The 24947-nt window shown below is 49.3% G+C and carries 27 protein-coding genes and 1 riboswitch; of the genes, 9 read left to right on the forward strand and 18 right to left on the reverse strand.

All coding sequences use genetic code 11. The annotated features are described in order from the left end of the window. Positions 1-171: 171 nt before the first annotated feature. The 14 genes from GUA98_RS23180 to serS all read right to left on the reverse strand — a co-directional run bounded on the left by GUA98_RS23180 (position 172) and on the right by serS (position 12457). Entirely contained in the window at positions 172-2418 is a 2247-nt protein-coding gene (locus GUA98_RS23180; RefSeq protein ID WP_193724530.1) for a bifunctional 2',3'-cyclic-nucleotide 2'-phosphodiesterase/3'-nucleotidase, read from the reverse strand. 328 nt (positions 2419-2746) lie between these two features. Continuing rightward, positions 2747-2881 (reverse strand): hypothetical protein, encoded by a 135-nt coding sequence (locus GUA98_RS30050; RefSeq protein WP_265333655.1) that lies wholly within the window; start codon positions 2879-2881, stop codon positions 2747-2749. Positions 2882-2890: 9 nt separating this feature from the next. Next, complete coding sequence (locus GUA98_RS23185) at positions 2891-3307, reverse strand: pyridoxamine 5'-phosphate oxidase family protein (protein ID WP_153976677.1); 417 nt, start codon at positions 3305-3307, stop codon at positions 2891-2893. Positions 3308-3710: 403 nt separating this feature from the next. Next, a complete protein-coding gene (locus GUA98_RS23190) occupies positions 3711-4169 on the reverse strand; it encodes an NUDIX domain-containing protein (RefSeq protein ID WP_193724531.1) in 459 nt (152 codons plus the stop codon). 64 nt (positions 4170-4233) lie between these two features. After that, on the reverse strand, positions 4234-4998 hold the full coding sequence (locus GUA98_RS23195) for a LamB/YcsF family protein (RefSeq protein WP_193724532.1): 765 nt from the start codon (positions 4996-4998) through the stop codon (positions 4234-4236). Then, complete coding sequence (locus GUA98_RS23200; RefSeq protein ID WP_193724533.1) at positions 4995-6023, reverse strand: biotin-dependent carboxyltransferase family protein; 1029 nt, start codon at positions 6021-6023, stop codon at positions 4995-4997. Before GUA98_RS23200 ends, GUA98_RS23195 begins: the two co-directional genes overlap by 4 nt. Then, positions 6020-6745 (reverse strand): 5-oxoprolinase subunit PxpB, encoded by a 726-nt coding sequence (pxpB, locus tag GUA98_RS23205; protein WP_193724605.1) that lies wholly within the window; start codon positions 6743-6745, stop codon positions 6020-6022. The genes GUA98_RS23200 and pxpB overlap by 4 nt, the downstream gene beginning before the upstream one ends. Before the next feature lie 72 nt (positions 6746-6817). After that, the gene (locus tag GUA98_RS23210) at positions 6818-7399 is read right to left on the reverse strand and encodes a histidine phosphatase family protein (RefSeq protein ID WP_193724534.1); all 582 of its coding nucleotides are present in this window, start codon (positions 7397-7399) and stop codon (positions 6818-6820) included. A gap of 50 nt (positions 7400-7449) precedes the next feature. Beyond that, positions 7450-8022, reverse strand: coding sequence for a DUF1572 family protein (locus tag GUA98_RS23215; protein WP_193724606.1), 573 nt, complete (start codon positions 8020-8022; stop codon positions 7450-7452). Between the two features lie 50 nt (positions 8023-8072). Next, positions 8073-8402: a DUF952 domain-containing protein gene (locus tag GUA98_RS23220; RefSeq protein WP_127539142.1), complete on the reverse strand. Its 330-nt coding sequence runs from the start codon at positions 8400-8402 to the stop codon at positions 8073-8075. Positions 8403-8455: 53 nt separating this feature from the next. Then, positions 8456-9013 (reverse strand): GNAT family N-acetyltransferase, encoded by a 558-nt coding sequence (locus GUA98_RS23225; RefSeq protein WP_193724535.1) that lies wholly within the window; start codon positions 9011-9013, stop codon positions 8456-8458. Then, positions 9003-9386: a DUF2809 domain-containing protein gene (locus tag GUA98_RS23230; RefSeq protein ID WP_227780018.1), complete on the reverse strand. Its 384-nt coding sequence runs from the start codon at positions 9384-9386 to the stop codon at positions 9003-9005. The genes GUA98_RS23225 and GUA98_RS23230 overlap by 11 nt, the downstream gene beginning before the upstream one ends. 434 nt (positions 9387-9820) lie before the next feature. Beyond that, on the reverse strand, positions 9821-10927 hold the full coding sequence (locus tag GUA98_RS23235) for an Ig-like domain-containing protein (RefSeq protein WP_193724537.1): 1107 nt from the start codon (positions 10925-10927) through the stop codon (positions 9821-9823). Positions 10928-11161: 234 nt separating this feature from the next. After that, positions 11162-12457 carry a serine--tRNA ligase gene (serS, locus tag GUA98_RS23240; RefSeq protein ID WP_193724538.1) on the reverse strand — a complete coding sequence of 432 codons (1296 nt, stop codon included), beginning with the start codon at positions 12455-12457 and terminating at the stop codon, positions 11162-11164. Between the two features lie 375 nt (positions 12458-12832). On the opposite strand from serS, the gene GUA98_RS23245 reads away from it, so the two are divergent. The 9 genes from GUA98_RS23245 (at position 12833) to GUA98_RS23275 (ending at position 19282) form a co-directional block, all read left to right on the forward strand. Next, a complete protein-coding gene (locus GUA98_RS23245) occupies positions 12833-13642 on the forward strand; it encodes an MFS transporter (protein ID WP_227780020.1) in 810 nt (269 codons plus the stop codon). Between the two features lie 6 nt (positions 13643-13648). Further along, a complete protein-coding gene (locus GUA98_RS29775; protein WP_227780022.1) occupies positions 13649-14065 on the forward strand; it encodes an MFS transporter in 417 nt (138 codons plus the stop codon). A 327-nt stretch (positions 14066-14392) separates the two neighbouring features. After that, positions 14393-14779 (forward strand): VOC family protein, encoded by a 387-nt coding sequence (locus tag GUA98_RS23250; RefSeq protein WP_095361587.1) that lies wholly within the window; start codon positions 14393-14395, stop codon positions 14777-14779. Between the two features lie 203 nt (positions 14780-14982). Continuing rightward, positions 14983-15095: riboswitch (TPP riboswitch) on the forward strand. An 80-nt stretch (positions 15096-15175) separates the two neighbouring features. Beyond that, a complete protein-coding gene (locus GUA98_RS30055) occupies positions 15176-15310 on the forward strand; it encodes a hypothetical protein (RefSeq protein ID WP_265333656.1) in 135 nt (44 codons plus the stop codon). Continuing rightward, positions 15307-16347 carry an ABC transporter substrate-binding protein gene (locus GUA98_RS23255; protein WP_193724539.1) on the forward strand — a complete coding sequence of 347 codons (1041 nt, stop codon included), beginning with the start codon at positions 15307-15309 and terminating at the stop codon, positions 16345-16347. The genes GUA98_RS30055 and GUA98_RS23255 overlap by 4 nt, the downstream gene beginning before the upstream one ends. Before the next feature lie 29 nt (positions 16348-16376). Next, positions 16377-16667 carry an MTH1187 family thiamine-binding protein gene (locus GUA98_RS23260; RefSeq protein ID WP_095291668.1) on the forward strand — a complete coding sequence of 97 codons (291 nt, stop codon included), beginning with the start codon at positions 16377-16379 and terminating at the stop codon, positions 16665-16667. Next, positions 16667-17425 (forward strand): ABC transporter permease, encoded by a 759-nt coding sequence (locus tag GUA98_RS23265; RefSeq protein ID WP_153976664.1) that lies wholly within the window; start codon positions 16667-16669, stop codon positions 17423-17425. Before GUA98_RS23260 ends, GUA98_RS23265 begins: the two co-directional genes overlap by 1 nt. A 43-nt stretch (positions 17426-17468) precedes the next feature. Continuing rightward, entirely contained in the window at positions 17469-18374 is a 906-nt protein-coding gene (locus tag GUA98_RS23270) for an ABC transporter ATP-binding protein (protein ID WP_227780024.1), read from the forward strand. A 101-nt stretch (positions 18375-18475) separates the two neighbouring features. Further along, positions 18476-19282: a TatD family hydrolase gene (locus GUA98_RS23275; protein ID WP_193724540.1), complete on the forward strand. Its 807-nt coding sequence runs from the start codon at positions 18476-18478 to the stop codon at positions 19280-19282. Between the two features lie 68 nt (positions 19283-19350). Here the strand turns inward: GUA98_RS23275 and nfsA are convergent, their stop codons facing one another. From nfsA to GUA98_RS23295, 4 genes are all read right to left on the reverse strand, one after another. Continuing rightward, positions 19351-20094: an oxygen-insensitive NADPH nitroreductase gene (nfsA, locus tag GUA98_RS23280; RefSeq protein ID WP_193724541.1), complete on the reverse strand. Its 744-nt coding sequence runs from the start codon at positions 20092-20094 to the stop codon at positions 19351-19353. After that, positions 20087-20683, reverse strand: coding sequence for a TetR family transcriptional regulator (locus GUA98_RS23285; protein ID WP_153976661.1), 597 nt, complete (start codon positions 20681-20683; stop codon positions 20087-20089). The genes nfsA and GUA98_RS23285 overlap by 8 nt, the downstream gene beginning before the upstream one ends. A gap of 216 nt (positions 20684-20899) precedes the next feature. Next, positions 20900-22060 (reverse strand): YhgE/Pip domain-containing protein, encoded by a 1161-nt coding sequence (locus GUA98_RS23290; protein ID WP_193724542.1) that lies wholly within the window; start codon positions 22058-22060, stop codon positions 20900-20902. A gap of 252 nt (positions 22061-22312) precedes the next feature. Beyond that, positions 22313-24844, reverse strand: a complete 2532-nt coding sequence (locus GUA98_RS23295; protein ID WP_193724543.1) for a heavy metal translocating P-type ATPase — start codon at positions 24842-24844, stop codon at positions 22313-22315. Positions 24845-24947 lie beyond the last annotated feature (103 nt).

The raw sequence follows: 24947 nt of genomic DNA on the forward strand, positions 1-24947 counted from the left end.
TGTAAAAAGGTATATACCCAAAGTTTGTAAATATTATAGCATGGGTCATAAAATTAATCTCTAGTGTTTTGATGACTTCCGGTATGAACGTTTTTGCTATAGTCTTAAACATTTTTGCAGTAAAAAAGACCGCCAGTCTGTTGACTGTCGGCCTTCAGTATCCGCTATATATTAAGAAGCGGGAATTACGATTTTCTGTCCAACTTTCAATTGATGTACATTTGAAATTTTGTTGGCTGTGGCAAGCTTGCGCCAGTCCACACCATATTTCAAGCCGATGCGGTACAGGTTGTCCCCTTTTTTCACCACATATACCACTTTGCCGCTTGCTGGTTTCTCAGGTTGCGGTTCTGGTTTTGGTGTTGGGGCAGGTGTTGGTGCTGGAGCAGGCTTCGTTCCCGGTTCAGGAGTCACCGCTGCTTCTCCAGTCAATTTCAAGCCATACTCGGCAAAACCTTCGTCATTCGTACCAATGAACGACATTGCCGGGTTAGCTTCAACCAGCGCTTTGGCATCCGGAGAAGACGCAAACACCACTTCAAGATCGTTCAGTGCTGCTGCAGTTACACTTGCAGAAGGCTTAATTGGTGCCAGTGACCAGTTGCCATCCGCTGCCGGATTGATTGTTTTGTTATCACGGATATAGTCAATGATGACTTGACGGTTCTCATCCGGTGCTGCCAAAACGATACGTTTACCATCCGGGTTGGCCAGTTTGGACGAAGAAGCACGATAGTTATTCGTTGCCACGATAAACTTTTGCTCCGGATCGATCGGTTTGCCATTGAAGCTCAGATCCTTGATCCGGCTAGCCGATGCATTCACCACGGTTGCTTTGGAATCGTATTTGGCAGGCTGAGTCACATCGATTTGATACGTTACACCATCGATAACATCAAAGTTGTACGTTGGGAAATCCATGTTGATCAGCTGCTGCTGTCCACCCTTAGCCGGGTCGATCTGATTGAACTGGCCTGCAGACCATTCCAGCCATTCTTTGATTTCAGCACCGTTAACCAGAACAGCATGTACCGTATTCGGGTATACGTACAGATCCGCTACGTTTTTGATTGCGATGGTGCCTGCAGGGATATTCGTATAGTACGAAGCACCTGAACGACCGCCTGCTTTAAATGGAGCTCCTGCAGACAATACCGGGATATCTTCATACTCGGTTCCTTGCATGTGTTTCTCCACGTACCATTTCTGAGCATTCGTCACGATCTGAATGGATGGATCATCCTGAACCAACGCGAAGAAGCTGTTGATTGGAGCCGTTGTCTCTCCGACCGGACCACGTACATACTCAAGCGTACCCTCGTGCTCTTCATGAACCGCGTCGATGATCTCCTGATCTGCGTCAACCAATGGCTTTTTGTTCGCAGTGTCATAGATTGGACGTGCTTCTGTCGCGGAATCTACCACTTTCCACTTGCCATCCACCAGCTCCAGATCAAGATCAATGATTCCGAGATGATCACCCCAGAAGCCTGGCTCCACCGCTGGAACGCCATTGATGGTGCCTTTTTCAAGATCTACTCCCTTTTTGCCTTCAAAATCAGCACTTGGAAATACCTTGTGGGCATGTCCAAACAGAATCGCATTAATGCCTTCTACCTGGCTCAGGTACAGCACCGAGTTTTCCATCAGATCCGTTTGAGGGATATCTTCAAAACCGGAGTGAGGAATGGCAACGATAATGTCTGCACCTTCAGCCTTCATTTGCGGAATGAATTTCTTGGCCGTAGCAATAATATCCTTGGCAATGACCTTGCCTTCCAGATTAGCACTGTCCCACTGCATGATTTGTGGCGGTACGAATCCAATAACACCCACTTTGATCGTGTGCTCTTTACCGCTCTCATCCGTTACTTTTTTGTCCAAAATTTCATAAGGTGTGAAGTAATTCTTGTCGTTCGTTTCATCATCATCGCCGTCATCGACATAGACATTCGCATTAATATAAGGGAAGTTGGCACCCTCCAGCGTCATGTCCAGGAAATCCAGACCATAGTTAAACTCGTGGTTTCCGATGTTACCGGCATCATAATCGAGCAGGTTCATTGCTTTATATACAGGGTGAGTCTCACCCTTTTGAAGTGGATCGATTTTGGCTACATAGTCTCCGAGCGGGTTACCCTGAATCAGGTCACCATTGTCGAACAACAGGCTGTTTTTCGCTTCTTCACGGGCTTTTTTGATCAGCGTAGCTGTTTTGGCGAGTCCATATTGATCGGTCTCTTTATCGGAGTAGTAGTCGTAGTTAAGCAGATTGTCATGAATGTCCGTGGTTTCCATGATCCGCAATTTTACTTTGGCAGCATCTGCAGCCGATACTGGTACCGGAAATACTGCAAGCACGTTTAATGCAACCAATGCGGCAGTCAGGCTTGATAATACTTTTTTGTTCTTTTTCAAAATAACCCCTCCCGGTTATGTACATTGAATCATGCCATAGTGTGCAAACGAAAAGCGCAGAAATAGCATAGATTTCATGGGTTGTGCGTGCTGAAATCAAGGTCTTCACCAGCTGAATTCAGGTTAGTTTATCTCACATGAACATCTATTCATATCTGTGCGTATCGTTTACATTCCAAATCATAACGCAATGAAGCGTGGTTGAAAAGCATTATTTTTTACATTATCCGCACATAAAAGTTTGACTTTACATAATCATGCGGAATTTCGACATTATTCTCTCTTTTTTTGTTAATATATAGTTTACGAGATGTGTTAAATACGTATATTACATAACAATCACATATGTATCCATTTCCCCCTGCTCATTAGCCAGCAAAAAACCGCGAAGCCCTGCGGCCTCACGGTTTATATGTCCATCAGGATATATCCGATGATTCAGTGCTGCCAGAGAGCACTTCATTCGGTTATTTTATTGTTCCCACACCTGATGCTCATGGTCCTTGCCTGTATACTCAATACGTACTGGTGTAATATCCAAAATGACATAATTCGGATCATTCGGTCCGTCAAACCATGCTTTCAGTTCATCATTCCACACTTCTTCGCGCAGGTTTTCATTTTTGGTCACTTCACAGGTTCCTTCGATCTCAACCACTTCTTTGGAGCCACCCGCCTCATAGCCGAGCAAAAGACTGACATTCGGGTTGTTCTCCAGCTCCTCCACCTTATGCGTGCGGCGGTTCGTCGCCAAGTGAATATTCATGCCATCATTGAAAAGCGCCATATAGCGGGATTTCGGTTTACCATTTTCCACAGTTGAGAAGCTGCAAAAAGGGTTGTTTTCCAATGCCTTAACAATGTTTTGTTCGAGTTCTGACTTATTCATGGGACATGCTCCTTTCGGTTTGGGGGTAGTTTTGAAGTACATATGGGCAGTCGTTACGGTTACGGATCGTTCTTCCGATCACTGTTGTCTCTAAATTTTCTTAATTTTATTGTTGTAAGGTTATAATTCAGAGACAAACGTGACCGCTGACGCTTCTTCAGAATCGATTCCGTCCCCTTCACTGCTCCCACAGCTCTTCAAAACAGAGATAGCTAAGCCATAGGCTTACAGGACACCTCATTAAATACCCATCTTAAGGACATTTTTTGATGTTATCGAGTAAACATCGGCCTGCTTATTTATAAGTTTGTTGTGACATAAAAGCCTGTACTTATAGTGTACCCACCCCACCTATGGTGAATCCATGAATCCGTTCGTAAACGTGACAATATTGGAAAGGTTATCAGTTCATATCCCCAAGATAAATTCGCGATGGTTCATGTTTCAGCAGCATTTCGCCAATCGTTTGGGGATACAAACGGACGGAAGCCAGTTCCTCAAGGGCGATCCATTCGACCGCGACCTGATTGTCATCGGGGTTGGTGCCTTCAAATACTGTAGCATTCATATCCTTCAGACTGCATTCAAAATAAAATTCGACCTGGTGAATGTCAGCATCCCATTCGGCAAACTCATGATTCTTCCCGATGTATTCCCGGATATGAAGTAAGTCTCCCACGGTCACCGCCTGTCCGATCTCCTCCAAGCATTCGCGGGCGACCGCATCCTTCAATTCTTCACCCTTCTCCTGGCCTCCACCTGGAAAAACATAAGCTGCACCGTATTGATCCTCCAAACGGATGACGAGCAGCCTTCCATTCTGTACGATGACCGCCTTCGCGGAATTTCGTATCGGTTTCATCTGTTTATCGACTCCAATTCATTCATATGTATTGATCTCGGTCGGTTTCGATACCGAACCAATCTCAAGCATGACCTGCAGCCGATAGAGTTACCCCTTCAGCTTCAAGTAATCTGCGGATTTCTCTTGCAAAAGATAGGGCATGCTCCCCATCACCATGTATGCATATGGTTTCCGCTTTAAGGGGAACCGCTATGCCTTCCGTGGACACAACGACACCTTCATTCACCATGCGCAGCACTTGAGCCAGCGCTTGTTCTGGCTGACCAATGACTGCTCCGGCATGACTGCGGGGCGTCAATTTACCGTCCGAACCGTAAGTCCGATCAGCAAACACTTCACTTACGCTGCGCAGACCGGTACGGTCCGCCGCCTCAATCAGCGCGCTGCCTGCAAGACCATACAGGTATAGTTCTGGCCTTACGTTGTAAACCGCCTGAGCAATGGCTTCAGCAAGCCTCATATTCTCCGCGGCCATATTGTATAACGCGCCATGCGGCTTCACATGATGCATGCATCCACCGTATGCGCGTACGAAGGCATCCAGTGCCCCAATCTGGTATACGACCATGTCATAGGCTTCCTGCGGGGTTATATCCATGCTTCTCCTGCCAAAACCCTGCATATCCGGCAATCCCGGATGTGCTCCAATTGCAATCTGATGCTCCATCGCCTTTTCCACCGTGGATCGCATCGTGGCCGGATCGCCTGCATGAAATCCGCAAGCAATGTTGGCCGAAGTGATCAGCGGCAAAACCGCCTCATCCCACGGCATTCGGTATATACCGTAACTTTCGCCCAGATCACAATTAATATCTACCGTCTTCATTGGCGATCCCCCGTTTCGGTCAATCTTCTGCGGATGAACGCAGCGCTCAGCTGTAATCCGCGTTCCTGCTCCAGGAACAACTGCTGCGCTTCTTCATGTGTAATTGGCTGAAAAGCCACCCGAGTCCCAGGCCTTGCCTGAGCCAATACCGGTAAATCCACCCTGGCGACCTGTGCAATCACAGGATATCCTCCAATGGTCTGATGATCTGCCATCAGGATGATGGGCTGACCATCTGCAGGGACCTGTACTGTGCCATAGGTTACAGCTTCCGATAACCGACTCATGGGTTGCTCAAGCTCCAGCCTTGAGCCCTCCAATCGATATCCCATCCGATCCGACTGAGGAGCAATCACATATTGTTCACTATACAGTCGTTCCAGGCTTTCCCTAGTAAACTTGGAGGTATCCGCACCCGACATCACACGGATTACTGGATCCCTCTGATATAAAGGCCATTCTCTACTGGATAAGTGCCATCTTGGCCCCTTCATTTGTGATTTCTCCAGCTCCGCTTGTTCCAGCAATTGCTGGAGCATGGCTCGTGCTTCCCAAGAAGCCTCCGCAGCAGATAATATATCTCCTGCCCGCAAAGCTCTGCCTTCCAAGCCACCAATACCTGTTTTCAGGTCCGTGCTTCGGCTCCCCATGACCTCATTTACCTCTATCCCACCAGCAATGGACAGATATGCTCTCAATCCGGATCGACATCGCCCAAATTTCAATACACTTCCCGCCATTAACGCGACCGGACGCCACAGGGGAACAGGCTGATCATTCACGGTCGCCGACAGATCTGCACCACATAGAGCGATGAGGCTATTTTCATGAAATCGAAGCTCAGGACCCGTCATGGTTATTTCCATCACAGCTGCATTACGGCGATTATTCATCAGCATATTGGCTGTTCTTGCTGCAAATGTATCCATGACTCCACCCGGCTGTACCCCATGCCGTCGATATCCGTACCTTCCTTCATCCTGAACTGTAGACAACAGGCCTGGGCGAATGACCTCCATTTTCATCCTTCGCCCTCCTTCCACTCCATGTACTCCTGCTCCGTTATCGCTTCAAACCGGACCCGATCCCCTGCCTGAAGCAGGCTCGGCAGATCATGTTCAGGACGAAACAGCTTCAGAGGTGTTCGTCCGATGCAGTGCCAACCACCAGGCGTGGCTACCGGGTATATTCCGGTTTGCTCGCCGCCGATTCCGACGGTCCCAGCTTCCACTCTCAGCCTCGGAGTTGCTCTTCGGGGTGTCGCAATCCGCTTGGGTAATCCGCCAAGGTAGGGGAACCCCGGGGCAAATCCAATCATGTGGACCAGGTATTCCCCGGATGTATGAATCGCAACAACCTCATCTGGGGTCAGTTCGTTTTCACTCGCAACATACTCCAGATCAGGCCCGAATGGACCTCCGTAGCACACGGGGATTACTATGGTTCTGAATTGATTATGTACGGAATCCTCCAGCATCTCTAACCGGGACAATATCATCCTGCACACCTGTTGATATGGAGAAACTCTATGTGTTCCTTTTCCTAAAGCCGATCGAGCCGATTCTGCAACAACTATTGGATCATAAAACAGTGCAACCGACGCGAATGATGGAACCAACTCCACCAAACCCGGAAAGGAATTTCCCTCCACCCAAGCACAAACCGAGATCACTCTGCGGTGAACTTCACCCGATATTGCATCTCCGCAACGAATCATTACCCCAGCCTCACCCAGTGGAGACAGCATCTCTTCTGTCCATTCATACTTGATTTTGCTCACGCCATCTCCCCCTATTGGTAAGTTAGGATTGATCATGTTCTATTTCGAATTCAAATGCACACTGCAATTGTATAAGTCGCAGGCCCAGGACCCGGCTTTCTTTTCTATTCGGGTAATTGAGGTATTGGACAACTTCGTACTAACATCAAGCGCGGGTACCAATCCGCGGAGGGTATTACGCAGAATGGCCCCATGACTAACCACAATCACTTTCCCATTAGGATGCTCTTTGCATATATCCTCGATCGCAGCACTGCCACGCAACGTCCCAGCTTCAGCAGCTTCTCGTCCCAGCTCAAGAGTGCTCCATTCTGGGCCCCATTTGGCTATACGTTCTGCCTCCGTTGTTCCTTCCACCTGACCGCCGCCCATCTCACGCAGCCTTGGGTCCAGATGAATCTCACGAATACCCAGCCGTTCACTGATAATCTTCGCCGTCTCATGTGCACGCCCCAGATCACTCGCATAGATGGCATCCCACGATTCCGAACTCAGCCTTTCCGCAAGCAAAACCGCCTGTTCTCTCCCTTCCTGATCCAGTGGATTATCCGTCTGTCCCTGAGACCGTTTCTCCTTATTCCATGCCGTGCTTCCGTGACGTATTAATGCAAACTGTGTCATCGTGTCCCTCACTTTGTTCTATAGTAGGCGTTATTCATGCTGCCGATCATTCAATCCGTGTCTAACTCATCTGCGGTAAAATGTTTGCGTTCTTTTGGTTTGGCAAACTTGCTGCCGTTGTATACTGCTGATCCATTTCTTGGTATAGAAAGGCTGGCCCATGGTGTTTCTTTCAGCATTTTGGCTGCATAAATAATCTGTCCCACATGATACGGATAATGCGCCAATTGCCGTGTAATAGCCTCCATGACGGTATGACCTTCATTGCGAATGTATATGATCTGTGAGAGTTGTTCCGGTGCAAAAGAACGAATGGCACTCAGCAGGCAGTTCCAGCCTTCCTCCCACTTGCCCATCAGCTCTTCTCGTGTGGAGATGTCATTGACGAATTCCGCGTCTCGCGCCCGCCAAGGCTTTTCACCATCGCTTGTGAGCACATCCGTCCAGCGGGATAACATATTGCCCCACAGATGCTTCACAATAACGGCAATGCTGTTGGTATCCTCATGCCATGCCTGAAATAATTGCTCCGTCTCCAGCTGCTCCATGGCCTTCTCTCCAAGCTGCTTATAGTACAGAAATTGCTTCTCGGCTGTCTCCAGAAATACCTGATTCATATTCATATCCAATTGGCCAACACCTTTCTATATCCATAGTGAGTGCAAGGCTTGCTTTATTCGGGAAATACCAGTACGCCTTCTTCATTCGGCGGAAAAGGAATCACTTTTTTCACCGCATCGAGATTAAGCTCCCCATAAATATGAGGAAACAGTTCATTTAACTCATACAGGTCTTCATATACGAGTTCTGGCTTCAATGTTTTTTCATCAATACCCAGCAGCAGCAGATCCGTACGCCCTGCGTAATATTGCGCAGCTACCCATGGAATCTGCTCTTTGGTAGAGCAATGAATGAATCCATCCGTTTCCAGACTATCCGGTGCATACACGCTTTCCTTGGATACCTGTTCCCATACCGATTGAGAAATAATGCTGTAAATCATTGCGCCGCCTCCTTATCAATCTCTTCTATGTATCCTGTGTATCATTGCAAGTATTATAGATCATCCCGGATACGGGAGTACAATTTTTGATCCGTGAATACGCCTTTGATCTTCAATTGCTTGCGAAGCAGGCCTTCATACGACATGCCCAGTTTCTCCATGACCCGCGCCGAACCGATGTTGCCAGCATTGCATCTGCCCTCCAGCCGATTGCAGTCCAGTTCTTGAAAGCAGTAATGAACGATGGGCTGCATCGCTTCAGCAGCAATCCCCTTATTCCACTCCTTGCTTGCAATGGCATATCCCAAAGAAGCACTCTGCATAAGCTCATTGAAATGAAAAATCCCCCCGCGGCCAATCAGGCGCCCCGTGTCTTTGCGAACAAATCCCCATAGATACACAGATTTGTTCTCATAATTGTCCAAGGCCCGTTGGATGTATTGAACGGAGTCATCCACCGTCTCATGGCGGTTCCACAGACTCTGCTCGCTCACTCTGGGGTCGGAAGCAAATGCATAGTAATCCTCCGTATCGTCCAATGTAAGACGTCTAAGCAGCAGCCGCTCTGTTTCAAATTCTGGCGACTCCGCGAATAACTTTTCAATGTTCATACGAACTCCTCCTATTGCTCAGGAAATAATGGTCTATCACGAACGTGCACAGAATCCCTGCTGTATATCTGACGAGATCTATGACAAGAAAACCGTGTCCCAAAATCAAGGCACCCAACGTGGTTGAACGTACCTCATTGAGCCATGGCATCTGAATCATTTGCGAGAATTCTATTCCCCAACTAAACACGAAGCTTAATAGAAAAGCCCAAGCCTTACTTCGCCTGATCCAAACCATCCGAAATCCGAAATAGATCATGCCTGCCCACAAGGCATCTCCCGCATGTTCATGTAAGAAAACAGACAGCATATCCCCATAGCGACGGGATGCCAGCCCAGCTGCCATGGTAATGACTACCGCAATAAAGTACATATGTCTTCCTCTGATCAACATCACCTTCTCCAATGCTTACGATCCATCGGAACTAAACCGCAGTTCTCTATCTGTACAGCAATTCTATGATCTGTAGTTGGTTCTCAGATGGTAACCTGTTTTATACATCTCACTTGCCTTTTGTTTCATTTCCTCAACCTTAATGCACTTCTGAAACGACAGTACCGAGATGATCGAAAGAAAAAGATACCTAAGGTACGCCCAATCCTTCAGATCCCCGCTTGAACTTATAATTGTAGCCTTCATGCGGATCACGTCCTCTCCGTTTTTGTTTCTGGGCCCACGCAGCTTAGCCACTTATTTGCGGTGCATTCGCATTTTTGTATCTAAAAAGGGACGTATATTCTACGTCCCTCTGCTGTCTGTCTCTATGATGTCAAAAGCTATGGTCACTCGCTGGTATGAAATTAGCTTTATTTTACCGTTACCGGGATCGTCACTTTCTTGTTGTTCCACTTGGCGGTTATGCTCGTTTTGCCTTTACCCACAGCCACCACTTTGCCATTGGTTACCGTAGCTACGCCCGGCTTCGTACTGCTCCAGACTGCATTGTTGGTAACCACCGTTGTTTTGCCTGTATCATACTGCGCCATAACGGTTAGCGTTGTGCTTCCCTGCGGGGATAACACCAGCTTCTTCTGACCTGTAATCAACTTTTTGAGCAATGGAACAACCGTAACTTCTGTCTTTATTGTCTGATCTTGGTAGGTTCCTGTCAAGGTTGCATTTCCTTCAGTTAGCGTTTTGACCGTCCCGTTTTTAACGGTTGCCACTGCATTGTTCGATGAAGTCCATGTCACCTGTTTCGACAGATTAATTGTTTTTCCGTTGGCATATGTACCAATGACCTTCAGTGCCTTGGATTTCTTGATGTTCAACTGCATTGCAGTAGGAGTAACTTCCACTTTGGTAATAATGTCGGTAATGGCGACAGGCACCTTAACTGTTTCCGAGCCGTATTTGCCTTGCAACAGCACCCGGCCAGGCGTATTACCTTTGATCTTGCCGTTTTCCACGACAGCTGCTGCATTCGAAACGCTCCACACGATCTCTGATGTTACATCTTCTTCCTTGCCGCTCGCACGTACAATGCTGACTTTGGGCAGCGCACTTTCACTGCCTTTGACAAAACTATAGGATTTGGGCGATGCCTTGATGCTTTTAATTTTCTCGGAAACCTGGACAACAAGCTGCGCCTTGGCCCCATCGACTTCAGCATGAATCGTTGCCTCACCCGCTGCTACGGCCTTTACTTTACCTTTCACAATGGTTGCAACTGCTGCATTACTCGTAGACCACGTAACCCCTGCAGTCACATCCTGTTTGTTATCAAACCCTTCAACTTCTGCCATCACCTTCAGCGCAACCGTCTGTGACACACTTAACTTCTGCGGGCTGCTGTTGGTAATTTCAATGGAGGTCACGTCACCCGTAGCCGCCAGAATGTGTGATGGAGCCAAGATGGCACATACCATGATCAGTGCAAGCATTCCTCGAAGTGTTCGTTTTACTCTTTTCATTGCTATCTTCCATCTCCCATAATCCAATATTTTACTTCTATTATATTATATCGGAGATTGGATGCATAATAATGAATTTTATAGCGCCAGGATGGTCAAAAGAAGTGAGATTCGACAATTTTCCAATGCACCTCAACCTACCAAAGCCATACGACATTCACATTGAAAAGACAGAAACAGAACCTTTTTGGAAATGGTTCCGCTTCTGTCTTGCTACCAACTTATACTTTACGGTTACTCTTCACATTGAAGAGGCGATGTCAAATATTCAGCCCCACCCATATAAGGCCGCAGAGCTGCCGGAATGCGAATGCTTCCATCCTCCTGTTGGTGGTTCTCCAATAATGGAATAAGGATCCGCGGCGATGCCACGGCCGTATTGTTAAGCGTATGGCAGTACGCTAGCTGACCTTCGGCATTGCGGCAGCGAATATTCGAACGACGTGCTTGAAAGTCATGCAGGTTTGACGACGAATGGGTTTCCCCATAAGCTCCCCGGCTCGGCATCCATGTCTCAATATCGTATTGTTTATACGTTTTCTGCGACATGTCGCCTGTACATACCGCCACGACCCGATAAGGCAGTTCAAGCAGCTGCAGCAATTCCTCTGCATGTCCGGTAATTTCCTGCAGCATGCGCTCCGATTCCTCTGCATCCGGTGCACAGAGAATGACCTGTTCGACTTTCGCAAACTGATGCACCCGGTACAAACCTCGTACATCCCGTCCGCCTGACCCCACCTCACTGCGGAAACAGGTGGATGCGGCAGCCAGTTTAATCGGCTTCTGTACATCTACAATCTCATCGGCATAATACGATACGAGCGGTACCTCGGAGGTGCCAACCAGCCACTTGTCCTCACCTTCCAATTCATAGACCTGATCGCGTCCTGTCGGGAAAAACCCCGTGTTCTCAAGTGCATCCTCTCTGACCATTAGAGGCACTTCCATAGGGGTGAACCCTTGGCGCAGCAGCAGATCAAGTGCGAGCTGCTGTACCGCCCGGTGCAGAAGCAGCCCTGCTCCTTTCAGCACATAGCTTCGTGTCCCTCCGATCTTCACCCCTCGCGGGATATCAATCAGATCATGAAGCTCCCCGAGCTCCACATGGTCCTTGGCTGTGTAAGCGAATGTCGGTGTTTCCCCCACACGTCGCAGCTCCACATTATCCTCGTCCGATGCTCCAACCGGCGTATCCGGTGATACGACATTAGGCACCAGCCATTGCAGCCGGGTCACTTCCTCCTGCACGCCCGCAAGCTTCGCTTCGACCTCTTCCAGCTTCTCGTTCAGCTGTTTCACCTGAGTTCTCAATCCTTCGGCCTGTTCACGGTCCCCGGATTGCATCAATTTTCCGATATCCGCTGATAAGGTGTTCCGCATCCGGCGTCCTTCTTCTGTTTCCTGCAAAAGCGCTCTGCGCTCCTCATCCCGCTCCAGCAATGCACGAATGCTAATATTAATTTTCTTCCCGTCTGCCGCCGCCTGCACTTCATCTGCATGGGCCCGAATCCACTTCATGTCCAACATGGTCACCGTCTCCTTTGGCTAAAAAAATGCAAAGAGCGCCCTCATCCCTTGGGACGAGGAGCGCTCTGCTCGCGGTGCCACCCAACTTGCCGAATCAGGATACCCTGTTCCAGCCTCTTGGTCCGCGATAACGGGCGGTTCCGGTTAACTTGGGGATGGATTCGCTCCCCTGGCGATAACGCCTCCGAGTTGGATGCTCTTCAACGGCATGGTTCCGATCTGTAATTGTTGTGTCTCAGTATATACGAACCATGAACCACTTTGCAAGTCCTACCAAATCCTTACACATGCTGTTATGATAGACTTGTTTGCACTCGGACGCATGAACCGAAGTAGCTGACCTCAAATTGCACATAGGTATAGAAGGAGTTATCCATGAAAAAATTGTTATGGATCGGCTGTCTGTCCTATTTTCTTATCGGACTTGCACACGTGGTCCTCGGTTCCATTCTGCCTGTCGCACTAGAACATTACGGCAAAGATTACAGTCAGGGAGGAACACTGATCTTTGCCCAATTTGCCGGATTCCTGGGCGGTGTACTGTTGTCTCCTCCGTTAAATCGTCGTTTTGGCAAACGCGGCGGATTACTTATCGCTGCAGCTCTGCTATGCATCGCAGAGTTATCCTATATGCTGCTGCCTCCCTGGGGCTTTATGTTCGTCATTGCACCCGCAGCCGGTTTCGGATTCGGTATGATCGAAGCCGTAATCGGTACGATCATCATTGCTGCCATCAAAGAAAATACCGCAGTGGCAATGAGCAGGCTTGAAGTATTATTCGGTATCGGAGCCATGGTCATGCCGCTTATCGCCAGCGGTCTGATCTCGGCAGGGTACTGGCGCATGTCCTTCCTCGTCGTTGCCGTCTGTTCAGCACTGACTTTTCTCTTCTGGGCCAGAATGTCATTCGGGGAGCTGGATCCCGCACTCAGCAGGCGTCCGCCAGATGCCGCTGCTGGACACACCCATGCGATGGAAGCTTCAGATAGTGTGTCTTCATCAGGCAGTAAAACAACCAGTTCAACCTACCGAGGCCGTAATCTGGCCCTGATGATCCTATTCGTTGCATTTTTCTTTCTCTATGTCGGCACGGAGATGAGTCTTGCCAATTTCATGCCAGCCATTCTGATTGAAAAAATGAACATGAAGGAAGCTGGGGCAGCTCTCAGTGTTACCTGCTTCTGAATCGCGATGTCTGTTGGAAGACTCTTCGCCGGGTATATCGCTGAAAAGTTCCAGTATCGCGTGTACATTTTGTACAGCTGTCTGGCAGCTGTTCTGCTTATGGCTATTTTTCCGTTCACCAACCAGATCTGGTCTGCTTTTCTAATTATTCTCCTGCTTGGACTGGCGTTTTCCGGAGTTTTCTCCATTGCTCTCGTTTTTGCCAGCAAAATGCTGCCAGGAACAGAAGAGTCTACCCCCAGTATCCTGATTGCATCTGGCGGAGTCGGCGGCGCCATTCTGCCTCTGCTTACCGGTTGGAGTCTGGATCATCTGGACGTTAATCAATCCACATGGATGCTTGCGCTATTTGCTGGGGGTCTGCTTGTGATCAGCCTTGTTACTTATCAGTGGCAGAGCAGACAACGTGCAGCTTCCGTTTGATCACCGCATTGCGTTCGTATTAAATTATAAATTTACCAATTTAGCTATAATGAAAAGTGGCTCCGCAGCGTATGCTTTGGAGCCATTTTTGCTTCAATAATTGTAATGTAGACTGAAACTCATGCGGTCCAATGGTCTACATCATGATTGCCCAGGAAATAGTTTGCGGCAGGTTATTCCATTTTTGGAGTAAAAAATATCGTGAATATCTATAAGTGAACATTCTAACAATTTAAAATTAAATCTCATTTGACAACTCGGAATTAGGAATCTATCATATCCCTTAATATGTAAGAAACAATTTTCTGAACTTGGGAGGTTTTCATGATGGGTTTTCAAAAGCGTATTGACCATATCGGTATTGCTGTACGTGATCTGGAGACAACACTGCGTTTCTATACGGAGATTGTAGGACTCGAATTGAAAGACCGGGTAACTCACACGAACGGTGTCATTCAACTCGCTTTCCTTGGCTTCAATGGTAGTGATGAAACGGAGATTGAATTGATTCAGGGATACAGTGATAAACTGCCTTCGGAAGGAACGGTGCACCATTTCGCCATCCACGTGGAGGACCTTGATGCAGAATATAAGCGTATCCAGGCGACGGAGGCCGAGTTTATCGACGGGGAGATCATTACGCTGCCCAACGGCTATCGATATTTCTTCATCTATGGACCAGAAAAGGAATGGATTGAGTTTTTCCAGCGCTAAACCATATATTGCATAAGAAATATTCCATACCAGAAATAACCTGTACCCGTCTGCTTCAAACAAGTATCGATTCCGATCCGCATATCCTTCCTGATATAAGGTACATTCCCCAAAGCAATCCTCCCTTGGCTATTCCACCAGTTCCTGACTGGACACATTCCGGCCTCTGGCCTATAATTACACCTAGTAATGCCCGTAACTTCATAGTTTCCCAGGGGAGTCGGAATTGGCCGGCTGAGAGTGTATCCCATCAAGATACTAACCCTTAGACCTGATCTGGATCATGCCAGCGTAGGAATCGGAGTATATCGAATTGGCCCAGCCATGTGCTGCAGCCACCTCTCTAACGCCTGCACGCGTCCCGGATTACGGGGCGCTTTTTTTGATGGTATCTTTTTGACACAAAAAGTACGTCATCCGGATCATAGCTGGTATAAATCGAAGGATTTATGCACCATGCTTGGATATGAAGCCAAGGAGTACCCCGCGCCACTGGCCGGACCATATGAAGGAGAGAAAAAAACAAGATGAGATGGCGTAAAATGATCGGACTCCTGCTCTTGTGTATGACACTGGTCACCGTCGCTGCATGCGGCAGCAAGGAAGCAGCACCTGCAGGACAGAATGGCAGCAGCACCACTGAAAACAGCAGCGAAGGTGACAGTGCAGCATTGAAAGATGTTAAGGTCGTGCTCGACTGGACACCCAATACGAACCACACCGGGCTTTATGCCGCCGTGGATCAAGGATTTTACCAGGCAGAAGGCTTGAATGTCGAGATAGTGCAGCCGGGAGCTGGTGGTGCGGATACGATGGTAGCCTCAAACGAAGTTCCTTTTGGGGTAAGTTATCAGGAGAGCGTAACACAGGCCCGTACACAGGACGTTCCGCTCGTCTCCATTGCAGCCGTTATTCAGCATAATACGTCTGGATTCGCCTCTCCGGTGGATCGAAACATCAAATCACCCAAAGATTTCGAAGGCAAATCCTATGGCGGCTGGGGATCCCCCGTTGAAGAAGCGGTTATGCAGTCCATTATGGAAGGCGAAGGGGCCGATGTGTCCAAAGTAAAAAATATTAATATGGGCGACGCCGACTTTTTTACCGCAGTGAAACGGGACATTGATTTTGCATGGATCTTCTATGCATGGACCGGCATTGAAGCCGAGCTGCGCGGAGAACCCCTCGACATGCTGTATGTGAAGGATTATTCCGATGCGCTGGACTATTACACGCCTGTACTCGTGACGAACGAGCAGACCATTCAGAACGACCCCGAACTGGTGAAGGCATTTATGAAGGCTACTTCTGAAGGGTATCAATATGCGATTGACCATCCCGAAGAAGCTGCGGACATTTTAATCAAGGCTGTACCTGATCTCGATAAGGACCTTGTGGTGGCAAGTCAGAAATGGATGAGCCCGAAATACAAGGATGACGCTCCGCGCTGGGGTGAGCAAAAACAGGAAGTGTGGCAGAACTACACAGACTGGATGTTCAGCAAAAATCTGCTGGATGAGCAGATCGATGTGAGCAAAGCATATACGAACGAGTTTTTACCCCAATAATGTTGAATCGAAAGGAGCCGTGATCTCTCATGGCAAGCACACTGCTTAGCATTCAAGTGATTCCCAAAACGCCGAATGGCGAAAATTCGTATCCGTATGTAGATCGGGCGATCGAAGTGATCCAGCAATCCGGCTTGAAATATCAGGTTAATCCACTGGATACCACAATGGAGGGTGAACTGGAGGAACTGCTGGAAGTTGTCCGTAAAATGCATGAGGTGCTCGTGGAGGCTGGCAGTCCAAGCATCATCTCCCAGATCAAAATCGCCCATAGCCCGAACGGCTTCAGCATGGATACCCTGACGGAGAAATATCGCTAATGCATACGTACTTCAAAAGTGTATGGCCGCCCATTGTGGCGGTTATTCTCTTTATAGCCCTATGGCAGGGTGCCGTGTCCCTGTTTCATATTGAGAAATGGATGCTGCCCGCACCTTCCGACATCGCACAGGAAGCAGCCTCCCAAGCAGATCGTCTGGGCATGCATGCATGGGCGACCATTCAACTTACGTTAATTGGCTTCGCGGCCGGCACGCTGGTTGGGCTGCTGATCGCCATGGTACTGCATCTGATTCCTTTTCTGAAATCTGCCCTGTATCCTTTACTTATCCTTAGTCAAAATATACCGACAATTGCGCTCGCTCCGCTCCTGCTGATCTGGTTCGGATTCGGACTGCTGCCCAAGTTGATTACCATCATCCTGGTCTGCTTCTTTCCCGTTGCTGTCGCAGCCATGGATGGCTTGACACGTACGGATGCCGCCATGATGAATTACATGCGCATGGCGGGAGCGAGACGCGGCCCAATTTTCTGGAAGCTGGAGCTCCCGCACGCATTGCCTTCCATCTTCTCTGGTGTCAAGATTGCCGCGACTTACAGCGTCATGGGTGCCATTATTGCTGAATGGATCGGAGCCGACAAAGGGATCGGGTATTACATGATGCTTCAGAAGTCCGCTTACCGGACAGATCGTCTATTCGTTGCGATCATGATTATTGTCGCGCTCAGCCTGCTGCTCTTCCTGTTTATTGCCCTGCTGGAGAAGCTGCTCGTTCGCTGGCGACCACAGAAGCGCTGATTCGCAGCAAAAGCACTATACAAGGTTAGGAAGTGAATGTGAGATGACACTCAAATATAACGAACAGGCGCCACCTGCACCAGGCGGAAGCGCTGGAATTTCAACTCAAGAAGAATCACTCCGCACTGCTTCCGCCGCTACCTCCGATTCGGGTAAGCAGAGCCTGCCTGCACTGGAAGTTCAGGACGTCCACGCTTCTTTCCGGGAACGACGGAACAAGCTGTCTGTCCTGAACGGATTATCCCTGACCGTAGAACAGGGCGAATTCGTAGCGATCGTTGGGCCTTCCGGATGCGGCAAGAGTACGTTGTTCCATATCATTGGCGGACTGTTGAAACCCCAAACCGGCCAGGTTCTCATGAACGGACAGAATGTTACCGGGCAGCGGGGCAAAATCAGCTATATGCCGCAGCAGCCCGCTCTCTTTCCTTGGCGTACCATTGAAGACAACGTGCTGCTGGCCGGGGAAGTATCAGCACATACGCCACCCAAGGCAGAAGCGCTTGCGGAAGCACGGAAATGGCTTTCCAGCGTCGGTCTGGGCGGATTTGAACAGGCTTATCCGCACATGTTATCGGGCGGTATGCAGCAGCGGGCAGCCTTTTTACGTGCCCTGCTCAGCCCGCAGGAACTGATGCTGCTGGATGAACCCTTCAGCGCCCTCGATGCGTTGACACGCAGTGACATGCAGCGATGGCTGCTCGATATATGGGAACAAAACCGCCGATCCGTCCTGTTTATCACCCACAATATCGAAGAGGCACTGCTGCTTGCCGATCGAATCTATGTATTATCCAACCGACCTGCGACTGTGCTGCATGAGGTACATGTCCCTTTTGATCGTCCAAGACGTGAAGAAATAACGGAAGAGAAGGCTTTCCTCGAACGCAAACGGCAGATTTCGGAGTGGATGAAAGAAGAACAGAAAAAAGCCCGGCTAACTCCATAGCACGGGTTTTTCGTTATATTTTTCCAAAACGGTGATCCGCATTCATGATATTTACGTATCAACCTTCAAAAGATAAAAGATAATTAGGAGGGGCCACTTTCATGCATTCCCAAGCTTTTGCACCACTGATTGATGCTCATATCCATTTTGACAAATATACCGTGGAGGAACAGCAGCATATGCTGCAATCTTTCCCCGATCAACAGGTTGAGGCTGTCATCGCCGTTTCCATGAATATCACCTCGGCACAGGACAATCTGGAGCTGGCGAGACAGAATCCCCGATTCATCTATCCGGCTTTTGGCTTTCACTCGGAACAGCCCCTGCCATCGGCGCAGGATCAGAACCTGTTCTTCGACTGGATTGAAAAGCATATCGAACAAGCTGCAGCCATCGGGGAAGTTGGACTGCCCTACTACAATCGCCAGGAAGCAGAACAGGCAGGACTTGCTTTTGATCAGAGTGGATATATCGAGCTGCTCGAGCGGTTTATTCAACTTGCCAAGCGGCATAACAAACCCATCGTGCTTCATGCCGTTTACGAGGATGCCGATATCGCATGCGACTTGCTGGAGCAATATCAGGTCAGACGCGCCCATTTCCACTGGTTCAAGGGTTCCCGTCAAACCGTGCGGCGAATGGCGGATAACGGGTACTTCATCTCCTTCACGCCAGACATTCAGTATGAAGAGGAGATTCGTGAGCTGGCAAGACAATATCCCTCTGAACAGGTCATGGCAGAGACGGACGGACCTTGGCCCTTCGAAGGGCCGTTTCAGGGAAGAATGACACATCCCGCCATGACGAGACAGGTGATTCAGGCCTGGAGCGAGATCACGGGCATGGGAACCGATCGGGCAGCGCGTCTCTTTTACCAGAACACGAAGCGGTTCTACCGTTTACCTTAATGCACAGCACAGCTAGACGAAAAAAGGGTCAGCCGGACTTCCCGGCTGACCCTTTTCGTTGACCTTGATTAACGTTTCATAAACCCTCTGCCTTCGAGATACGATTTCATCTGCAGACGTGCCGGCTCGGTGAGACGTTTGGCCATCAATTCCGACCATGGCGTTGTACGTTCGCCATTCGTACGGGCGGCCATATAGGCTTTCGTGGTTTCGTCATAACTTTCCACACCCCGAAGCGTCTCTTCGGCATCATAGCGATTACGATGAAAAACAGCATTCAGCGGCAGACGCGGACGGATGCCGGTTTCCTGATCAGCTATACCGACACACATGCCGAAGACAGGGTATACGCCTTCCGGCAGTCCCAGCAGTTCCGTCACTTCTTCAATCTTGTTACGCAGACCCCCGATATATACAATCCCGAAACCGAGCGACTCTGCTGCCAGAGCGGCATTCTGGGAGGCAAGAGCCACATCGATCGTCGCTACCATAAAATTCTCTGTGGAATCGGCATACGACTCCTTCTCGGGATGGTGGCGCTTCGCCGCATCACTCAGTCGATACAGGTCTGCACACCACACGAGGAAAACAGGGCATTCTTCCACATAAGCCTGGTTGCCTGCCAATGCAGCGAGCTTCGATTTTAGTTCCGGTTCCGTCACGGCAACGACGCTATATGCCTGTACACTGCTGGAAGAGGAAGCCATCTGCCCGGCAGCCACGATTGTCGCAAGCTGCTCCTCGCTTACCGGATCCGGCTTGAATTTCCGCACCGAGCGGTGTTTCATCATCAATTCAATGGTTTCATTCATGTCTGTTCACTCCCAATCCTCGTAGTACGAACTCAATCGTCTGTTCAGCCAGCTTCTCTGTATCCATGTCCTCATAGTTAAACGTAAACCGTGAGTTTTTGGCACGTTTGTGTGCCAGAGCCACTCCCATGACCTGAAGCATTGCATAAGATACGGAATCAATCTGGAATACACCCTGGTCTTTGCCTTCCTGCAGCAAATCATTCACTTTGGTCCAGACCGGGTCCAGGAACCGGAATACGGTGGCCGTGCGATGAGTGTTCAGTGTAATTTCAAGCTGTACAATGTCGCTCATCTCCCAGTCCGTCATCGTGAACTTCACGACTTCACCGACAATTTTGCTGATACCCTCCACAGGGGACAAGGACTCCGCAGCCAAATCAGTCAGCATATGACCAGGAAAGAAGTGCTCAAATATCGCTTCAAACACCTTTTCCTTCCCTCCAAAATGGTACGAGACCAGTGACACATTGGCACCCGCCTCATCACAGATTTGACGAACGCTTGTCCCGTCATACCCCTGCTGTGCAAAAAGTTTTTTGGCTGCGAGCAAAATCCTCGTTTTGATATCCAATTCCGGTTCCGTCATTCCGTTCGCTCCTCTTGTCCGTTCTTATCTTGCTCCAGCTTCCGGGGCTGCAGCTAGCTGTCTCATCTATTTATTATGAAAGTTTAACTTTCAAAGCGCAAGGCATGACCATATCATGTCAGAGCTCTAACTGGTCCTTGATACACAGCAGGCACCCCGGTTGAGATCCACCGGGGTGCCTGCTCCAATACTATAGCATCTTTTACATCTGTAATATTAGCTGTTCACTTGTGCCGGGCTTGGTGCACCTGCTGGCATGCGCCGTTTTTTGAGCAAGGTCACTACCAGGGAGAGGGCAACCGCGATGACCAGAACAATCGCAACAGATCCGGCTGCCGACTGAACGCCAGGTCCACCAAGTTGAACGCTTAGAATACCTTGAACTGCGTACGTTGCAGGCAAGTACTGCCCGATACCGCTGTAGAAACCGTTGAGCAGCTCACGGGGTACCATTGCACCGGAAGATACCAATTGCAGAGACAGTGAGATGATGTTGAACAGGCTTCCTGCAGGTCCGAAGCAGATCAGGAAAAACTGCGAGAAGAACATGAACGTGCAGAGGAACAGAGCCTGGAACAACCAGAAGGCGATGAATCCTTGGGCAATCTGTCCTCCGAGCGCAACAATCAGCGATGAACCCAAAAGGGAAACAACCAGAGCAGATGCGATGTTAATCACGATTCTCGCACCAAACAGGGTCAAGCGGGAGTGGGTTGCCGAGAGCATTCCCATAGCCGTTTGCAGATTCATACCCATGATCATGGCGCCAACATAAGAAGCCAGTACCATCATCATCGGTACCATCTGATTATTCATGCCGTTCACCGGATTAATCGAAGTTGTTGTGCCTTCAACCCGGGTAGCCAGATTGGCAGCAGCATCAGCCGCCTGATCCGCAGGTGCTCCTGCAGCAGTCAGTACGGTCTGTACGCCTTGCGCAGTCGCTTGCTTATTGATTGTGTTTGTCACACTTTGGGAGACGCCCTGCATCATGCTTTTGATCGTCACCGGGTTAGCTTCGTTAATGGTGTACTTGATCTCCGCTGTGGAACCTGCAGTCTGAAGAAGCTCGTTAAAACCAGCCGGAATATTCAGCACCATATGAACCTGGTGGTGGTTCAGCTGATCCAATGCCTCAGCGGAACTGAGATCCGATACCGTATGGAAAGGCAACGTCTTAGTCAGACTATCCGCAATACCTTGGGACATCTGGCCATCTTCGTTCACAATGGCTACTGTCAATTCAGTCGTGCGGTCGTTCACGCCGGAGTATGCAGTCATCCAGATGACACTGAAGATCACTTGGAACATAAGTGCTGTTACGATCCCCACAATCACTGGCGGTTTTTTCAATAAAATGCGTAATGCCTGTAGCATAGAATAAGGTCCTCCAATATTGATTAGTTCACATTTGATTTAAACGATCGTTTGAATCAAACAATTGTTTAAATTTTAAAGGCATATGTCATTATTGTCAACTGATTTCTGAAATGTTCAGAAACATCATTCTTATTTCATAAAGTTCATTTCCTTTTTTCATAAAAAAGCAAGAAAAAGCACGGTTCACCGCAGCGAACCGCGCTTCATTACAGGCTAGCTGAAGGTAATCCTACACCTATCCCCTGCACTCTACTTTGGATTGCGTTCCAGCTTCAACCGCTGCAGACGCAGCGAATTCAATACAACCGATACGGAACTGAATGCCATGGCCGCACCAGCGAGCCAAGGGGCCAGGAAACCCACTGCAGCGATTGGAATACCAATGACGTTATAGCCAAGCGCCCAGAACAAGTTTTGCTTGATATTGCCCATGGTGCGCCGGCTCATCTCGATTGCATCCGCTATACTGTTCAGATCACCGCGCATCAGTGTGATATCTGCCGCTTCCATCGCTACGTCTGTTCCAGTCCCAATGGCCATGCCGATATCTGCTGTAGCTAGGGCAGGCGCATCATTAATGCCGTCACCAACCATTGCCACTTTCAGCCCGCTATCCTGCAGCTTCTTCACTTCGGCTGCTTTACCCTCAGGCAGGACCTCTGCCAGGACATGATGGATACCTGCTTGCTCCGCCACGGCACGTGCCGTACGCTCATTGTCTCCCGTAATCATGATGACATCGATGTTCATCGCCTGCAAACGTTGAATGGCTTCGCGTGATGTATCCTTGATTGTATCTGCCACAGCTACAATACCTGCCCAGCGGCCATCGACTGCTATCAGCATTGCTGTGCGGCCGAGCTCCTCCAGTTCATTCATCTGGCGAGCGGCTGCCTCCGTTACCTCCACATGAGCATCGGCAAGCAGCCGACGTGTTCCAACCAGAATTTCCTGTCCTTGTACTCTGGCCCGAACGCCATATCCAGGTATGTTCTCAAACTGCTCTGATTGGGACAATACGATCCCTTTGTCGCGAATTCCGGCTACGATAGCTTCCGCCAGCGGATGTTCAGAGCTTTGTTCTGCCGCTCCAACCCATTTCAACAGTTCTGCTTCTGTCCAATCTTGTGCTGTGATCACATCCGTCAGCACTGGTTTACCTTGAGTGACTGTCCCTGTTTTGTCCAGAACAACCGTCTGAATCTGCTGTGCCGATTCCAGATGTTCTCCACCTTTGAACAGGATGCCATACTCAGCCGCCCGTCCTGATCCAGCCATGACAGAGGTTGGTGTTGCCAAACCCAAGGCGCATGGACAGGCAATGACCAGTACGGCAATCGCTTTTTCCAGAGATCCAGCGAAGTCACCGGGACTGGCAAACAGATACCAGATCAAGAATGTCAGCGCAGCAATGCCAACTACAATCGGGACAAAGATGCCCGAAATGACATCCGCAATCCGCTGAATGGGTGCTTTGGACCCCTGTGCCTGTTCAACCACTTTAATGATCTGAGATAATGCGGTGTCCGAGCCGACTCGTGTTGCGCGCAGCCTTAGTGCACCGTTTTTATTCAGTGTAGCACCCGTAACGGCGTCCCCTGGCCTTTTATCGACAGGCAAGCTTTCGCCGCTGAGCATGGATTCATCGACCGAGGACTGCCCTTCTTCCACAACCCCATCCACCGGGATACTGTCCCCTGGTCTCACCAACACAATGTCACCTACTGCTACATATGCTGCAGGCACAAGCACTTCCTGGCCGTCCCGGATGACCCGGGCTTCGCGAGGAGCCAGTTCGATCAGGCTTTTGATGGCCTGGGACGAGCGGCCTTTCGCTACGGCTTCGAACCATTTTCCAAGCAAAATCAATGTAATTAAAATCGCGCTCGTCTCGTAATACAGCTCAACCGAAGGCATAGCGCCACCCGCACCCGCACTCGTGCCCATCCCGCCATGATCCATCGGTGCCGTTGAAGGTATCATTCCACTCGTGAGTGTCAGATACAGGCTGTAGAAGAATGCCGCGCTTGTACCCAGAGCGACCAGTACGTCCATATTGGCACTGCCGTTACGCAGCGCCTTGTAAGCCCCGACATAGAATTGCCACCCAATAATGAACTGCACCGGTGCGGCCAGTACCAGCTGGAACCATGGATTCATGAACAGATCCGGCACCCAAATCCATGATGTAAATGAGAAGTGGCCGACCATGGCCCACAGCAGCGGTATGGATAATAAGGCGGAGATCATCCATTTCCATTTTTTGCGCTGCAGCTCACGTTCGCGAACGGATGAGGTTTCTTCCTGCGTCTGCTGCAATTCGGCACCATATCCCAGCTGTTTGATTTTGGCTGTAATATCGGAAGGTTTCAGTGCTCCCGCCGCAAATTCAACGTGTCCCGTCTCCAGTGCCAGGTTTACATTCGCTCGCGATACACCCGGCAGGCGGGAAAGCCCCTTCTCAATCCGGGCGGAGCACGCCGCACAGGTCATGCCTGTGATGTCCAGATCAATGGATTCCGTTACTGTGCCGTAGCCGAGCGCCTCCACCTTATCCCGCAATGCGTTGACACTTACAGCCTTTGGGTCATACGTAACGTTTGCTTGTTCTATAGCGAGATTAACACTGGCCTGCTGAACCCCTTCCATACGCGATAGTCCCTTCTCGATTCTCGTGGAACAGGCGGCACAGGTCATGCCCGTAATCTGCAGCGTTGTCTGCGCTCCATCCGGCTGTGTTCTGGCAGCAGGTGTATGTTCCGTTGATGATGATTTATCCATGATTGGGTTCTCCTTTCATATGAACTATTCACACACATACCCCTAGAGGGTATAATAAAGACCAAAAATTAGGCTTAAACGATGATCTCTCGCATCTGAAGTC

It is taken from the genome of Paenibacillus sp. P13VS, assembly GCF_015143645.1.
GTDB lineage: Bacteria > Bacillota > Bacilli > Paenibacillales > Paenibacillaceae > Paenibacillus > Paenibacillus xylanilyticus_A.